This is a genomic window from Mesorhizobium sp. M7A.F.Ca.CA.002.04.1.1 (assembly GCF_004022805.1).
Classification (GTDB): Bacteria; Pseudomonadota; Alphaproteobacteria; order Rhizobiales; family Rhizobiaceae; genus Mesorhizobium; species Mesorhizobium ciceri.
Map to the genome: position 1 here is coordinate 1 of NZ_RZPL01000007.1, position 15,668 is coordinate 15,668.

The following is a 15,668-nucleotide window of genomic DNA, read 5'->3' on the forward strand; positions in this document are numbered from 1 at the left end:
CGTGACGCGTCCCATGGTCTTCGGTTCAGAGTAAAGTCAGCGACCGAGACAGTCGACGAATTCCGAGCCCGCATCAATCAGGCCGCTCGGGACGAGGAGGAAGGGGCGCCTGCTGGAGGCGGAGAAGAGTGGCTGCTCGGCACCTTCCGCGATCGCGGCTCGTTGCACGCCGATTTCTGGTCGGGCAGCGCCGCCGATCTCGCCGAGCGTGATGCGATCGGCGTGTTCCCGGTCGGGGGCTGGTGGAAGGAGAAGCCTTACCTGGAACGCGTCGACGCTCTGGCTCGGTACGCCCTGATTGTGACGATGCGGGCGCCTGGGGTCGATGTTGACATCTTCACACCCGTCGAAGCAGCCCTGACTGTCGAGACGTCGGTCGAGACCTGATGCAGCACTGTCCAAATCGGCCAACAACGGAGGTTTGACCAGCCTCTGGTGCCATGGCGGCTGGTGCTGGATCATCACGTCGGCAACAGGGATCATGCGCGGAGGACGATAGGCCGGCAAAGGAGCGGGCCAAGCGTGTGATAATGGCGCCCATGGTCACGCCCACAAGCCGCGCCCCCTGCGTCTACGGAGAGGTGCGCGTCTGTTTAGGCGGCCGAGACATCGCTTACCTGATCAACGCGCTCGCCGTATTTGCGCCTGTAAGCGGCAATGAAATCGTCGTCGCTACAGATGCAGCGGCCGCTGGAGTCCTTGGCCTTCGGATCGTGCAAGTGAGAGCCAAGGGGGCGCAGAAGATTCACCCGAGTGCTCGTCGTCGGGCTCATGGGAAACCCCGCACTATGTTTGACCAAATCCGCGGCAAGCATAATCCCGGCAAGCACCGACTGAAAGGCCATCGGAACCACAGTTCGAACGCGGCGACTTCCTTCGCTAAGCTGGAACACCAGACCGCCGCAGATAGCCTGCTGATAAAAGGAGCGCAGGGGCTGGCCGACAAACGGGGCTAGCGGTTCAAACGGCACAGCCATCGCTGTAGCCACGCGAACTACAAAGTCGTTGGGAACTCCGGCATTGGTCTGCAGGAGCGTTTTCACCTGCTCGTGTGCTTCCGGTATTCCGAGTTCCTCGGCAATCAGCTGGTGCTCGTCCTTGGATTTTCCGGATGGCAGGTACATGCAACAAAGGCAAGCCTGGCCGTCATCGAAACCATGCCGGGAGATACCGAGATCGTGCTCCTGCGTCCAAGCGTTTGCGATCCATCGCGGCAGTGCACCTTGGACAGCCAGACGGTCGGCGGCGGTGTCAAGCGCCACACCCACTTGGTCGAAGACCCAATTGCCCCGGCGCGCAACATATTCTGCCCACGTCAGAGGGTGCGCCTCGACCTCAAGGGCAGTCGATCTAAGGGCGGTGGCTGCAAGAACCGCTTTGGACATACCAATCTCCGCCTGGCCAGCCAATGCGTAGCGCTGCAGGTTTGAGAGTTCGATCGCTTCGTGATCGATTACATGCAGACGACCTTTGAGATCGGGTTGTCTCGCTAGCGCCCAAAGCGAGCCATGGCCTATCGCACCGAGCCCAACGAGGTGGGTTTCGCCAAGGTCGACTGGGAAGTCGATCGGGCCAGGCTCTCCGGCTTTGGTCTTGTCGTAGCTGCATAGCGAGAGGTCGATGGTTTCGTCCAACTCGGCGCCGGTCAACTGGGCAGCGAAGATAGTTCGAAAGACGTTGGCGGCGCCGAAGCAACTGGCGGCGCCAGCTCCATAAGGCAGCAGACTTGGGCCAGAGCCCACCGGGTCCGTACGCGACAGCTTTGCCGCCCAACCGTCCGATCCCACGAAAAAGATCGGGCACCGGAGTGATGGGCGCGTTACCCCTGCAACGACGCAGACGGTGGCAGACTTGCCGGAACGCCGGATGCCGACTTTTGGATTGATCGACTTTGCCAAGCGCTCCAGCGCTTGGGCTTGAGAGCTCGCCGCGCTGTCCAGCGGGAGTATCGCCAGAACCGGGTAGAGCCTAGCGAGCAATCTCACCGCAAGATCTAGTGTCGCCTGGCCTTCGGCGCAGGAAGCGGCCTGATGGTCGAAGGCGACTGCCACGACCTGCTTTTCAAGAGCTGCTTTGAAGTCTCCCAGATGAAAATCGGCCAGGACCTGAGATGCCGCCGTGGCGGCGCGATCGATGAAGTTAGCGAATGCCATTGTTCAACTCGATATCATGATCATTCGCGACAGTGCCGCGGGAGGGAGCGCATTCCATTTGGCCTTTTCGTCAAGCCGATAGGCGGCGACCCGAGCAAAATCGAAAGGCTCGCGGGCGAAATTCGGCACTACCAGCGACAGACACCCAACCGTGGTAGCAACCGCATAAGCGTCGTCCGTCGTCGAATGGTAGGCGCGGCCCGGATGGCTGTGAATCTGGGCCAAGAGTTTCAGGCCGCTTTTGTAGAGCCAGACATTGAGCCGGTGCAGTTCTTCGGCCGCAACGATCACGCAAACGCCATCGTTTGTCCGAATGTGACGCTGCGCCGGGATAACCGTCTCTGTTACGGCAAAGTGCCGCTCTTGCTGAACGCCGACCCAGAGCGCCATCCCCTCATTGCCCTCGCGACCAACTGAGCGCAGATGCCCATGCGTGGTCGAGATGCAGCCGCGCGGGAGAGTCACGATCGTTACATCTCTCAAACCAGTCATTCTTGTATCGCCTGAGGGGATACCACCATTCCTACGATTGTCGGTTGGAGTTGAATCTGCAACTGCTCTATAGGAACGATTCCGTACTTGATGATCTTGTCCAGGATGAAGGCCAAACAGCCTTCGCCAGAACCCCGATGAAGCAGCCATGGATCACCTGAATGGGCTGGATTGTCGTGGTATTCCCGGACGCCCGCCATGCACAGGAATGGTTCGTCCTCGGGACTGTTGGCCTGGATGAAGTCCGTCAGCGGCACGGCGTTCTGCTGGATGAGAGCTCCTATCATCTCCGGCGGCGTTCCGGGCAGCGGCGGACGTCTAAGCATTTTCAGGTATAGATCTTTCCGGGCAATCGGATGACGCGTAAACGGATCGACGAAGACCACGGACGGTGGTCTTAAGTCGTAGTCGGTGAAGTCGACCTCGCTCGCTGCGCTGACCACCCGTGGCTTTAACTTGGGGCTGGCGAAAATGAAGAAAGCGCGCGGAAAGGTCGCCTCGATCAAGAAGCAGCCCTGAGCCCGATAGACATCAGCATATGGCCGGAACCGGCCGATCTCCCGATCAAACTTCGCTCGGGAGACCTCCGGATCCACACTTTGGTGTTTAGGCACCTGCGACGCCCGCCTTCAGGCTGAGGAACAGGGTCACAGTATTCGGGAAACCGAAGTCGCCAAGCTTCTTGTCGACATCGAGCAAGTTGCCGGCCTCATCCTTGAATTCCCAATTCTCGGCTGGTTGGGCGACATTCTGCGTGTTCTCAAGGGCTTTGGTACGAATGACGTGAAGCGGCTGGTTGGGATTGGCTTCGACCTGCGTGGGCTGGCCGTTCACCACCACCGTGATCTCGATCTTGCCCGGTCCGCCGCCGTGATTATCGCCCTTACCCGAATCCTTCGACATTGTCCTACTCCTGTGGCTTGCCAACCGCCCCACGCCCTGGCGCCCACCTGCGAGTGAGACCGGCGGTCTTCAATCGTTCACCCGGCGCCACGGCCGCGAGTACGCGAAAGACAGGGGATAAGCTACCGAATCGGTGCTTGCCTTCTTTTATGGGTGACTTGAGCCGCAAGTAAATGGTCTCAAATTGCTCCTCACAACTATAATCGATTAGAGCAATGCAAAAATATTGGCGACACGCCTATTCATCTGCTCTCTCACTCGCCTGCTCCGTGCTTGGCAAGGGGAGCTTTGACTGCGTCACGCGTCCCCCAAGCAGCCGATTGCGCCGGCAGCGCCGTAGGAACCGTCGTTCAGAGTCTTCACCACTCAAGCAGCCGCATGGATGCAGCCGACGCTCGTCTCCACAAACAGCGCAAGTGGTGCCTTGTTGGATAAGGTCGCCTCGTCCCTGGTGCAGCATCTGTCGGAACGGGTCCGCTGCGAGACCATGCCTCATCATCGCGCATGCGCAGCAGCCGGCGGTCGATGCTCGTAAGGCGTTCTGCTCATTTCGTGGCGAAGGCGCTGCTCGACTCGCGGACATATGCGGGCACCGAGGCGGAGGCTGACCAGTCGGCGCCGCGTTCGCGGATGTCGCTTGCAATGTGCTCGCGTGCGTTTGCCGCCGGCGACCTTGCCGTCCTCGCCTGCTATGGCGAGCCGGCGCAAGCGGATTGCTCGATACTGCCGGCGAGGCTGCGGGCCGGTCCTAACGGCCGTTCACAAGAGCTTGCATCAGCAACTGGCAATCGGATCGATAACTTCGCGATCGCCGTTATGGCGCGGAGATGCGGTCTCGCCGGGTTGTGGCTGGCGCTTCGTTGTGGGCGGCGCGTCGTAGCCGAGGGAGCAGGGGCGGCGCCATGATCCAGACCGAACGCGCGCTGCAGCAGGTGCTTGAGTGGGGGCGTGCCCTGACCGGTTTCGCGGATGAGCATGCTGAGGAAGCGGTAAGGGGCGGCCAGTATATCCTGCAACGCATTCACCCGAGCCTGCGCGACACCAGCGCCCGCACCGGCCGCGATCCGCAGGACGAAACGCTGATCGTGGCGTTCTATCGCGAACTGGCGCTGCTGTTCTGGCTAGACGATTGCAACGACGTTGGCCTGATCGCGCCGGAGCAGCTCGCCGCCCTGGAGCAGGCGCTGGGGCACGGCGTACCGTGCGTGCTCTCCGGATTCGAGGGCTGCGCTCAGCTGCGCGCTTCGCTGGCTGCGCTCGCTTACGATCGTCACGACTATGCTCGGCTTCTCGACTATACCCGGTGCTACTGCGCGGCGCTGCGCGCCGGACACGCGCAGGCGGCAGGGGCGCGACGCTGGTCTTACGCCGAGTACCTGCACAACGGCATCGATTCGATCGCTTACGGGACCGTGTTCTGTTGCCTGTCGCTGCTGTGGGGGCTGGACATGGCGACCTTGCGCGCGCGTCCAGCGTTTCGCCAGGTCCTGCGGCTCATCTCAGTGATAGGGCGCCTGCAGAACGATCTGCATGGACGCGACAAGGACAGGTCGGCCGGCGATAACGCGGCGATCCTGCTTCTGCAGCGCTATCCGGCTATGCCTGTGGTTGAGTTCCTCAACGACGAGTTGGCCGGCCATACGCGCATGCTGCACCGGGTGATGGCGGAAGAATGCTTTCCCGCGCCGTGGGGACCGTTGATCGAGGCGATGGCGGCGATCCGCGCGCAGTACTACCAGACTTCGACCAGCCGCTATCGCAGCGACGCTGCAGGGGGAGGCCAGCGTGCGTCGGCCTGGACGCGCCGGAGGCGGCGGCTTGGGCGCGCTGCCGTCGGTTCGATCCGACGCAACGCCGTCGCCCGCTGCTACGGATGGAGCGAGCATGAGCGACACCGCCCTGAGCCGGGGAAGGACGAACATCTGGACATCGTGCTGGATCGGCGAACGGCGCCGGCCACGGTGGCCGCTGGCTGGGAGTACATCCATCTCGAACACTGCGCACTGCCCGAGTTGGACCTGACGCAGATCGACCTGCGCGCCTCGCTGCTGGGCAAGGCTATGCGCGCGCCGCTGCTGATCAGCTCTATGGCCGGCGGCATGCCACGGGCCGAGGCCATCAACCGGCATTTGAGCGAGGCAGCGCAAGCCTTGGGGATCGCCATGTGCGGTTCGCAGCGTGTGAGCCTGCAATCCCGCAACTCCCAGGGGCTAACGCGCGCGCTGCGCCGCCTGGCGCCAGACATTCCCTTGCTGGCCAATATCGGCGCCGCGCAACTGCGGGAGGCCGACGGCCTGGACCTGGCGCGTCGCGCGGTGGACGCGCTGGAGGCCGATGGGCTCATCGTCCATCTCAATCCGCTGCAGGAAGCGGTACAGCCGGAGGGCGACCGCGAACTGGCGCGGCGTCCTGGCGCTGATCGCTGGCGCCGCGCGCATCGTGGGCGTGCCGATGGTGGCCAAGGAAGTGGGGGCGGGCCTGTCCGCCTCGGTGCCTGTGCGCTCGTCGAGGCGGGCGTGGCGGTAATCGATGTCGCCGGCGCCGGCGGCACCAGTTGGGCCGCAGTGGAGGGCGAGCGCGCCCGCAATGCCGCCGACCGTGCAGTGGCGATGTCATTCGCCGATTGGGGGATTCCACCCTGACCAGCGTGCAGGCGGTGCGTCGGGCGCTGCCAACGGTGAAGCTGATCGCGTCGGGCGGGATCCGCGATGGCGTCGACGTGGCCAAGGCCATCCGCCTGGGCGCGGACATCGCCGGGCAGGCGGCCAGCGTGCTGGGCGCGGCGACAGTGTCCACCGGGGCCGTTGTCGCGCATTTCGAGATCGTCATCCGCCAGTTGGCCGTCGCCTGCTTCTGCACGGGCTCGGCTGATCTGGCGGCGTTGCGTCAGGCGCGCTTGTTGCCCTCGTCGCATTTGTCCGCCGGTTGATGTCGGCGTCGTCCGCACGCTAACAGCAGGCTGCTGAAATACCTACGCCAAAGACAGACTATTGATCCCCCTGGCGAGACGGCTCGATTGACGGGAGCGATGTGTTCATGGAGCAGCTGTTCACGATGAAGCGGTTGGAAGATTTCGTTCCAGCCGGTCATCCTGGTGCCCGCACCGGCTGATGATCAATGGAGCGCTGGTGCGGCTAGACGGCATCCTTTCCGGCATGTACGCCTGCAGTGCCAAAGGCGGTCGCCCCAGCGTTGCGCCGGAGAAATTGCTGCGGGCCGTGTGTTGCAGGTGTTCTACAGCGTCCGTCGGAATTGATGCAGCAGGTGCTGCTGTGGCAAGGCCAAGACCCGGGAATGCCGTCAGCTTTGATCAGGCGCTTCGGGCCGTCGGAAACGCGCGAAGAGTCCGGCTTTCGAAAAAGGCCGAACGCCTCAGATAAAGCCAGAACTCCTTGGGTCACCATCAAACCAATTTGACGCCCCGGGACAATTTCGTCCGGCATTGTCCGGTGTGCGACGATGTTGGGGATGCGACATAGGCGGATTGCCGTGTATTTAAACCGCTTTTCCTTTGGCACGCATATTGCGCCCTATCGGTAAACCTCGTCATGGGCCGGCGGCAATCGCTCGGAGATTGTCGAAATAGCACAATGATTTCTGCCGGGGTGACATCCGGCCCGACTAGAGCAGGACCTTTCAGATGATGCAGAAAAGCAAGCGGCCATACTCGCGGGGAAATAGTCGCGTCAGGGCTGCATGGACGCTCTTTCCTGGTTGTTTCGGCGGCGGACGCCAACTCTTCAATCGGCACCCGAACCAGTGCCTGGATGTCCAAGGAGCGCCCCTGTTGCGCGTGCCTGGCTGCACCCGCGTGCTGGCTCTCCTCCAAGGCGACGCTTCGGCGCTGCTGCAGACCGGCGACGAGAACCCAACTTCAAAATTAGCATTCCGAAAACCGAAAGAAGTGAACAGGTATGTCCAGGATCGGCGCTTTGACGCGCGCCGCATGGCGATCGGCAACTCAGACGCTGGCCAAGGGTTCGAAAAGTTTACACCCGACGCTAGCGCCGGCCGATTTCAAGCGCGCACTTACGATCAACGATCGATATGGCGGGCTCACTGTCAATGTCCCCAAAATGCCTTTCTGGCTGACCGGGGGTGAAGCCTTCGTCTACCGCCGGACTAGCCACGGCGAGCAGCAGTTCATGCAGGTCGATGCTGCCACGGGTTTCAAGCGGCCCGCTTTCGATCAGGCGCGTCTGGCGGCAGCGCTAAACAAGGTGAGCCATGAGAGCTATCAAGCCGGCAATCTTCCGTTCGACCGTTTCGAACTGAGTGAGGATGGTCGCAGGCTCGACTTCCAGATTGAAGACACCCGGTGGAGCTGCGACCTTGCAAGCTATGACTGTACCAGCACCACATTCGATGCAAGGAAAGGGGACCGTAGGGAGCTCAGCCACCGCTACACGCCGCCAGCGGAGAACAACCCCGACAAGAGCAACGCGTCGCCCGACGGCAAATGGATCGCCTATATCAAGAACTGCAACGTTTTCCTGCGCAGCGAGGACGGATTGCAGGATGTTCCTCTGAGCCGGGACGGAGCCGAAGGCAATTGCTACGTCTTTTCGACGCTGAGCTGGTCGCCGGACTCGCGCCACCTCGCCGCTTACCTTGTTCGCCCCGGCTATAGGCGAGAGGTCCGCTACCTCAATTCTTCGACGGACCAGTTGGAGCGGGAATATTCAACAAAATTCTATCCCAGGCCGGGCGATGTCCTTCCGCTGCCCCAGCCAGTCCTGTTCGACATTGCCGGCCGGCGCCAGATCGTGATTGACGGTGCCCTCTTCTCGAACGTCTTCGAACTTTCCCCTCTCCGGTGGTGGGCGGACAGCCGCGGCTTCACTTTCGAATATAACCAGCGCGGGCATCAGCTTTATCGCCTGGTCGAGGTAGACGCCGCCTCGGGCCGCGGGCGCTCCCTGATCGATGAGACCAGCGAGACATTCGTTGATTATTTGCCGCTGGGGCATGGCCAGGAGGATGCCGGAAAAATCTTCCGTTACGATGTCGATGACGGGAAGGAGATCATCTGGGCATCAGAGCGCGACGGGTATGAGCATTTGTATCTTTTCAACGGCCGGACAGGCGCGCTCGAAAACCAGATCACGCGAGGTGAGTGGGTCGTCCGGAGGGTCAACCATGTCGATCCGGTCAAGCGTCAGATCTGGTTCGAGGCGAGCGGGATGAACTCGCAGGAGGACCCCTATTGGGTCCATGCTTACCGCATCGGCTTTGACGGCAAGGGACTGACTGCACTGACGCCCGAACCGGCCAACCACCATATCGAGTTCTCGCCTGACAGGCGCTATTATGTCGATCTCTGGTCACGCATCGATCTGCCCCCGCGCATGGCACTCTACCGCGCCAGCGACAATGCCAAGCTCCAGCAGATCGAGACGGCCGACATTTCTGAGCTCGTCGCCGCAGGCTGGCAGCCGCCGCTCAGTTTCCATTCCAAGGGGCGCGACGGCAAAACTGACATCTGGGGCGTGCTCCACCTGCCAGCCAACTTCGACCCGACGAAGAAATACCCGGTTGTGGAGAATATCTATGCTGGACCCCACGGCTCCTTCGTCCCAAAATCCTTCTCGCGGTGGACAGAGCCGCTCACGCAGCTGGGCTTCGTCGTTGCTCAGATCGACGGCATGGGCACCAACAACCGCTCCCGCGCCTTCCATGATGTTGCTTGGAAGAATCTGAAGGACGCAGGATTTCCCGATCGCATTCTGTGGCACAAGGCGGCGGCCGCGCAATATCCATGGTACGACATATCCAACGTCGGCATTTTTGGCGCATCCGCCGGCGGCCAGAGTGCAGTCAGCGCGCTGCTCTTTCACCCCGATTTCTACAAGGTCGCCGTCGCCAAAAACGGCTGCTTCGACAACAGGATAGACAAGACCTGGTGGAACGAACTTTGGATGGGGTGGCCGGTCGGCATTGAATATTCGCAATCCTCCGCCGTTGACAATGCTCACAGGCTGCAGGGCAAGCTGATGATCGCGGTCGGCGAAATGGATGATAATGTCGATCCGTTTTGCTCGTTCCAGCTTGCCGATCGACTCATCAAGGCAGGAAAAGATTTTGACATGGTCTACGTTCCTGGTGCCAATCACCATACTCTAGGCACCTACACCGAGCGCAAACTCCTAGACTTCTTCGTTCGCAACATTCTCGGTCAGACCCCGCCCGACTGGAACACCAAACCGATCGAGCTGGAATAGCTTGTGGCTCTTGCAATTGTTAGCTCGCCTTATCAGCTGTAATCAGGGCGAGGCGCGAGCAAATCTGCACCGAAGGACGATCGTGGAGTCTAGGACTTGCGCTGCGTATTGAGGATCGGCTCGCCGCGACGTTGGTCTGAGCAAACTGCTTGATAGGCACGCCTGCAGACCGCGTGTGTGCGATTGCAAGATCCCCTATCAGCCTGGTGTGAAGCGTTCAGGGGAAAAGCCGCACCCAACGCCGCTTCCGCTCGCCGTAACGCTACGGCGGTGCGGCCCACCGATCCGCTCGACGAGCATTGGAACACATAGGTCCCCGAACGGACGATTGCCTTGGCAATAGAAGACCCTCGTCGGTCATCGCCGCTGTGGGTGGCAGCCCGTCGGTCTGGAGCTGCCACGATTCTCATCCTCGCGTCACATATGAGCTGAAGCTTTCCGGATCGGGTATCCAATCGGCATCCAGTTGCTCGGCGATATGGTTGAATTCTGCCCTCAGGACAAGAGTGAGTAGAGCAGCCCCGCTACGAAAATCCCATCCTGGTTCGTTTGACGCATCGACTATTCAGATTGATTGGCGTGATACCCGGCGCGGCCGCAACACGCGAGGCCGTCAACCGCTGAGCAGAAAACCAGCCTTCGCCTTCCGCGGCGGCGGACCTCGTCAGCCTCTCGAAAGCTTGCCTGAGTAGGTTGCTCATGTGATCTGTGGAAGTGAGGATAGCGTGCACCCGTACAAACTAGACATTCATCGTGGCAGCTTGGCTGCAGGTGCAGCACGCCGTACCGCACGAGCAAGCGGACAGGCCGGCCAAGCCGGTTTTGAGCAGCACTTGGGCGAACTGCAGGCGGCGGACGAGTTGATGGGTGCGCTAGGCGAGGAGGTCCTCGTCAATGGCTCGCATGGTAAAGGTGAGTTGAGACCAACGAAGAGGCAGAGGATCCAAAGCAATCTGCAGCATGCTGTCACTGAGCGGCAACCAGGTGAGGTTGGCAACTCAGGCGCTCGCGTGATGATGCAACTCCCCACCGATCAGGTGGGTACATCGGAACGGGAGGCGCAACTTGTGATGCAGGGGGACGAGCACGAATACACCCCAGCACCGCATCTCGACGGGTCGATGCCCTCGACAGTGCAGCCGGATCGTCCAATTGTGGTCCCCGACGGTGCCGACAAGCGTCCTGTTTATTCCAACGATGCCACCGCCATCGAAGGGCTGAAGTCAGCACTCCTTGCGGGTAAAGCCAGGCCGGACACGGTCACTCGCAGCACAAATTCTCTTTTCGGCTTTAGTCGTTGGCTCTTTCAAAACAACAAGCCAGGGCTTGCTGCTCGGCTTTACCATCCGTCGCTGAGCCAGGATCTCGAGGAGTACGAGAGTAGGGGTGGTTCCTCCACCGTGGCTGGCGCACTGCGTCAATTGATGAAGTCGATGGGCGGAGCCGGCCCGATTGTGGGTCGCGCTGTCCTGAACCCCCATCCTGACGACGCCGCGCTCACCAGACATTTCAGATCCGCGAGCGGCTACGCAACTGCTCTTAACCATTTCAGTCATTACCTACGTCAAAATGACAAGCTCGGAATTGCGGGTCGCATTTACGATAAATCGCTGGATAAAGATGTTGAGAGCTACAAGGCCGCCTCCTCTAATGGTGGAGCTCCGATCGAATCTGCGCTGGTTTATCTCCGCAAGAACCCGCCGCGCGTTATACTCGGGAATCATCTGGAAAACGCGGTCAGCATGGAGGCTCGTCCCCGTGGCGACGCTGCTCAGCATACCGCACCACAGCAGGGATTCGATTGGCCAGAGGAGCTCCTGCCGGTAGGTTATAAGGAGGGCACCGATCTACCATTGTCTCTCGCCCCAACCGCGCACCAACACCAAGCGCCCGACTTTGGAGAGGCCGTCCCTCACTTGAACTGGCGCCACGGCGACCAGGGCGCCCCGGAGGAGCTGGTAGCTGCACGGGACAGGAGCAGCCCGCTGCCAAGCGAGGCGGTGCCACATAAATCTGGACGGGGACTCGCTACGCAGCCCAGATTGTGGGCGGAGAAATCCGCCTCGCCAGAGCTCTTTCGACGGCGGGCGGAGCAGGCTCTGCCGGCGTCCGCCAGAGGTGTGGAGACATCCTCCGCGGTTGATGAAGCCGCGCAGGCCGCTCGCCAAGCTTTGGCTTGGTTGCAGCAGGAGATGGAGGGGATCGAACCGATGCAGGATCCTCATGAGGTGGCTACACCGGAATGTGAGGCGCAGCTCGTCAGGCAGAGGGATGAGCACGAATCCACCCCAGCACCGCATCCCGGAGGTGGTGGGTCGATGCCCTCGACAGTGCAGCCGGATCGTCCAATTGTAGTCCCCGACGGTGCCGACAAGCGTCCTGTCTATTCCAACGATGCGACCGCTATCGAAGGGCTGAGGGCAGCATTCCACGCGGGTAAGGCCAAAGCGAACACGGTCACTTACAATGTAAATTCTCTTTTCGGCTTTAGTCGGTGGCTCCTTCAAAACAACAAGCCAGGGTTTGCTGCTCGGCTTTACCATTCGTCGCTGGATCAGGATCTCAAGGAGTACGAGAGTACGGGTGGTTCCTCCACCGTGGCTGGCGCACTGCGTTACCTCAAGAAGTCGACAGGCGGAGCCCCGATTATGGCTCGCCCTGTCGTGATCCCCTATCCTGACGATGCCGAGCTCATTAGAAATTACAGAGCCGCTTCGACCAAGGAGTACCTGGCAGCGCCTGCGACCGGACGGAATCCAGATACCGTGGGCGGCTATACAAATTTTCTTAGACATTTTAGTCAGTACCTGCGTCAAAATAACAAGCTTGGGATTGCGGCTCGGATTCACGACAAATCGCTGGATAAAGATGTTGAGAGCTTCAAGGCTGTCTCCTATGGTAATAGGCTAAGTATCAGTTCTGCATTGGCTCACCTCCGGGATATCCTGCCGCGCATTGTGCTCGGGCGCGAAACTGTCCTTTCTGCTCATCCGGCAGACGCAGTCACCAGGCGCGTTGGGGCCGCTGCTGAAGCTGGGCCAGCGGCACCGGCAAGAGCTCCCCAACCCGCCTCGCCAGCAACCGCTAGGCTGCCAGGCACCTACCGCGGCCTTCCACTGGTTGATGTGACCACACTGACTACCAGTTCCTCTGGGGCTCAGATCGGGGCGCTCGATCCGACAGCCCCGTCCAACGTTGCAACGGGGCGGGTGCTCGGCGCCGCCGAATGGCTGAGCGACGCCCATATCCAGAGAGATTACAATTTGCTGGAGGGGCAACTGCAGGGGATCAATCCGGCGCTCGCTGCCCGGACTCGGCTGGTGGATCCTTCCGTATCCCATCTACTGCGACACACGTCGCCGCAAGACGCTCGAGGCATATTGCAGTCCATCTATAATCAAAACAACGCCACAGCCGACTTCCTGTTCTTGCCAGTGAATAATGGCACGGCTACTAGCCCCGGCACCCATTGGTCGCTGCTGCTCGTTGATCGCCGCGACCCGGAAAGGCGGTTCGCCTATCACTACGACTCCCTCCAGCGAGAGGGATATAACGACGTGCCTGCAAAACAGCTCGCAGGACTGCTGAATGCCACCTTGGCGCCAGCCCCCATGGCCAGACAGACGAACCATTATGATTGCGGCGTATTTGTCCTGGAGGGCACGTGGGCGCTGGTTGAACGATTGGTGAAAGGGCAGCGGCCAGACCACGAGCCGCTGCCCCTCGACAACCTCGTTGCCGATCGGCAGGCGCTGCAAGACCGGCTAAGGAGGCGCTTGCCGCACGAGGAAGAGCCGCGGCAGCTGCTGGAGGATGAACCCGCCTCCCCACCGATGATGGCATTCGAGCCAGGGGAACTGCGGCAACTGTTGGAAGACGAGCCTGCCTCCCCACCAATGATGGCGTTCGAGCCAGGGGAACTGCGGCAACTGTTGGAGGACGAGCCTGCCTCCCCACCAATGATGGCGTTCGAGCCAGGGGAACTGCGGCAACTGTTGGAGGATGAACCCGCTTCCCCACCGATGATGGCGTTCGAGCCAGGGGAACTGCGGCAACTGTTGGAAGACGAGCCTGCCTCCACTTGGGCACAAATCAATTCGACCCCACATGCGCGAGCGGACGGTGTTCATCAGCCAGCCCAGGCGCCGTGGCTCCCTGAACGCAGAAGATAACTTTGCGGAGGAGCGGTCACGCAACTGTCGGCGGCGCCGGGCCTCAGGGTGAATGGAAAGGATGGAGTGGCGGATGGTGTCGCGTGAAGGCGCAACACGCGTGCTGACCGACCTGCATACGTAGGAAGTCGTTCATTGCTCCCAAATCGTATGTGAGGAACATTCCTGTCCCGGCTGCGCCGCGCGATGCTAGGTCGCGTTGTTCAGCGGGCCAAGCCGATGACACCTACGAAGCTACTGATCGGGCAGATCGCCGTTGTGTGCGCAATTGTCATTATCGGCGTATGGACGGCAACCCAATGGTGCGCTCAAATGCTGACCTACCAGACGCCTCTCGGCGCACCATGGTTTCTCTTCGCCGGCTGGCCAATCTACAAGCCGTGGAAGCTGTTTGAATGGTGGTTCCACTTCGATGCTTATGCGCCGGAGGTCTTCGACAAAGCCGGTACGCTTGCAGGCGCCAGCGGATTCCTGGGTTGTGCCGCCGCAATCGCTGGCTCGCTTTTGCGCGCGCGACAGCGCGGGTCGGTTACGACCTATGGGTCTTCACGGTGGGCCACGACTCATGAGGTCGAGACGGCAGGGTTGTTACGGCCGGCGGGCGTTTTCCTCGGTAGGCTGAACGATCGCTATCTGCGCCATGACGGCCCGGAGCACGTCATGGCATTTGCGCCGACGCGTTCGGGCAAGGGCGTGGGGCTGGTTGTTCCAACGCTACTTTCCTGGACCGGGTCTGCCATCATTCATGATATAAAAGGCGAAAATTGGCAGTTGACCTCCGGCTGGCGGTCGAAATTCTCGTACTGCCTTCTGTTCAATCCGACCGACCCGAGATCGGCACGCTACAACCCGCTGCTGGAGGTGCGCAAAGGCCCAGATGAGATCCGGGACGTTCAAAACATCGCCGACATCCTCGTCGATCCCGAGGGCGCGCTGGAGCGACGGAACCACTGGGAGAAGACCAGCCATTCACTCCTAGTTGGCGCCATTTTGCACGTGCTCTACGCTGAAGAGGACAAGACGCTGGCCCGCGTCGCCACCTTCCTGTCGGACCCGCAACGCTCGTTTGCCGCAACGCTACGGCGGATGATGACGACAAACCATCTCGGGACGGGGCATAACCCTCAGGTCCATCCCGTAGTGGCCTCGGCGGCTCGCGAACTCCTGAACAAGTCGGAAAACGAGCGCTCAGGCGTCCTCTCGACCGCCATGTCCTTTCTCGGGCTTTATCGTGATCCAACGGTCGCGGCGGCCACTTCGTCCTGCGACTGGCGCATCGCTGACCTAGTGGATGGAGAGCGACCGCTGTCGCTCTATCTGGTCGTGCCGCCTTCGGATATCTCGCGCACCAAGCCTTTTGTGCGACTGATCTTGAACCAGATCGGCAGGCGGTTGACGGAGCGTCTGGAGGGGGACCCGAAGAAGAGCCGTAAGCATCAGCTGCTCATGATGCTGGACGAGTTTCCGGCGCTCGGTCGCCTCGACTTCTTCGAAACGGCGCTCGCCTTCATGGCAGGTTATGGCATTCGCTCCTATCTGATCGCACAATCTTTGAACCAGGTTTCAAAGGCCTATGGCGAGAACAATGCTATTCTCGACAATTGCCACGTGCGAATTGCCTTTTCCTCCAATGACGAACGCACGGCCAAGCGCATCTCGGATGCCCTCGGCACCGCAACCGAACTTAGGTCGATGCGCAACTATGCGGGCCATCGGCTTGCGCCCTG

Annotated in this window: 7 protein-coding genes and 4 pseudogenes; 7 read left to right on the top strand and 4 right to left on the bottom strand. The window is 60.8% G+C overall.

The window, feature by feature from the left end; translation table 11 throughout:
* A pseudogene (locus ENZ75_RS00820) lies at positions 1-387 on the top strand (hypothetical protein); the annotation flags it as partial.
* 206 nt (positions 388-593) lie between these two features.
* Here ENZ75_RS00820 and ENZ75_RS00825 read toward each other — a convergent pair.
* From ENZ75_RS00825 to ENZ75_RS00840, 4 genes are read right to left on the bottom strand one after another with little or no spacing between them, the layout of a single operon-like run.
* Positions 594-2,153 (bottom strand): E2 ligase fold family C protein, encoded by a 1,560-nt coding sequence (locus tag ENZ75_RS00825; protein ID WP_024505651.1) that lies wholly within the window; start codon positions 2,151-2,153, stop codon positions 594-596.
* Between the two features lie 3 nt (positions 2,154-2,156).
* Positions 2,157-2,645 carry a Mov34/MPN/PAD-1 family protein gene (locus ENZ75_RS00830; RefSeq protein WP_024505652.1) on the bottom strand — a complete coding sequence of 163 codons (489 nt, stop codon included), beginning with the start codon at positions 2,643-2,645 and terminating at the stop codon, positions 2,157-2,159.
* Positions 2,642-3,259, bottom strand: a complete 618-nt coding sequence (locus tag ENZ75_RS00835) for a putative metal-binding protein (protein ID WP_024505653.1) — start codon at positions 3,257-3,259, stop codon at positions 2,642-2,644. The genes ENZ75_RS00830 and ENZ75_RS00835 overlap by 4 nt, the downstream gene beginning before the upstream one ends.
* The gene (locus ENZ75_RS00840; RefSeq protein ID WP_024505654.1) at positions 3,252-3,548 is read right to left on the bottom strand and encodes a DUF2604 domain-containing protein; all 297 of its coding nucleotides are present in this window, start codon (positions 3,546-3,548) and stop codon (positions 3,252-3,254) included. Before ENZ75_RS00840 ends, ENZ75_RS00835 begins: the two co-directional genes overlap by 8 nt.
* Positions 3,549-4,450: 902 nt before the next feature.
* On the opposite strand from ENZ75_RS00840, the pseudogene ENZ75_RS00850 reads away from it, so the two are divergent.
* The 6 genes and pseudogenes from ENZ75_RS00850 to traG form a co-directional block, all read left to right on the top strand.
* Positions 4,451-5,344 (top strand): annotated as a pseudogene (locus tag ENZ75_RS00850) (hypothetical protein); the annotation flags it as partial.
* Between the two features lie 88 nt (positions 5,345-5,432).
* Positions 5,433-6,477, top strand: a pseudogene (gene fni, locus ENZ75_RS00855) (type 2 isopentenyl-diphosphate Delta-isomerase).
* Positions 6,478-6,563: 86 nt separating this feature from the next.
* Positions 6,564-6,795, top strand: a pseudogene (locus ENZ75_RS34890) (IS5/IS1182 family transposase); the annotation flags it as partial.
* Between the two features lie 667 nt (positions 6,796-7,462).
* Positions 7,463-9,769 carry a S9 family peptidase gene (locus tag ENZ75_RS00860; RefSeq protein WP_063169235.1) on the top strand — a complete coding sequence of 769 codons (2,307 nt, stop codon included), beginning with the start codon at positions 7,463-7,465 and terminating at the stop codon, positions 9,767-9,769.
* A gap of 833 nt (positions 9,770-10,602) precedes the next feature.
* Positions 10,603-13,941 (top strand): Ulp1 family isopeptidase, encoded by a 3,339-nt coding sequence (locus ENZ75_RS00865; protein WP_245465049.1) that lies wholly within the window; start codon positions 10,603-10,605, stop codon positions 13,939-13,941.
* Positions 13,942-14,160: 219 nt separating this feature from the next.
* On the top strand, positions 14,161-15,668 hold a 1,508-nt coding region (gene traG, locus ENZ75_RS00870), incomplete at its 3' end, for an IncP-type conjugal transfer protein TraG (protein ID WP_245481118.1).

Bases quoted from the DNA above. Each gene is read 5' to 3' on its own strand.
- ENZ75_RS00825 (WP_024505651.1), bottom strand. From the start codon at position 2,153: ATGGCATTCGCTAACTTCATCGATCGCGCCGCCACGGCGGCATCTCAG.
- ENZ75_RS00830 (WP_024505652.1), bottom strand. From the start codon at position 2,645: ATGACTGGTTTGAGAGATGTAACGATCGTGACTCTCCCGCGCGGCTGC.
- ENZ75_RS00840 (WP_024505654.1), bottom strand. From the start codon at position 3,548: ATGTCGAAGGATTCGGGTAAGGGCGATAATCACGGCGGCGGACCGGGC.
- ENZ75_RS00860 (WP_063169235.1), top strand. From the start codon at position 7,463: ATGTCCAGGATCGGCGCTTTGACGCGCGCCGCATGGCGATCGGCAACT.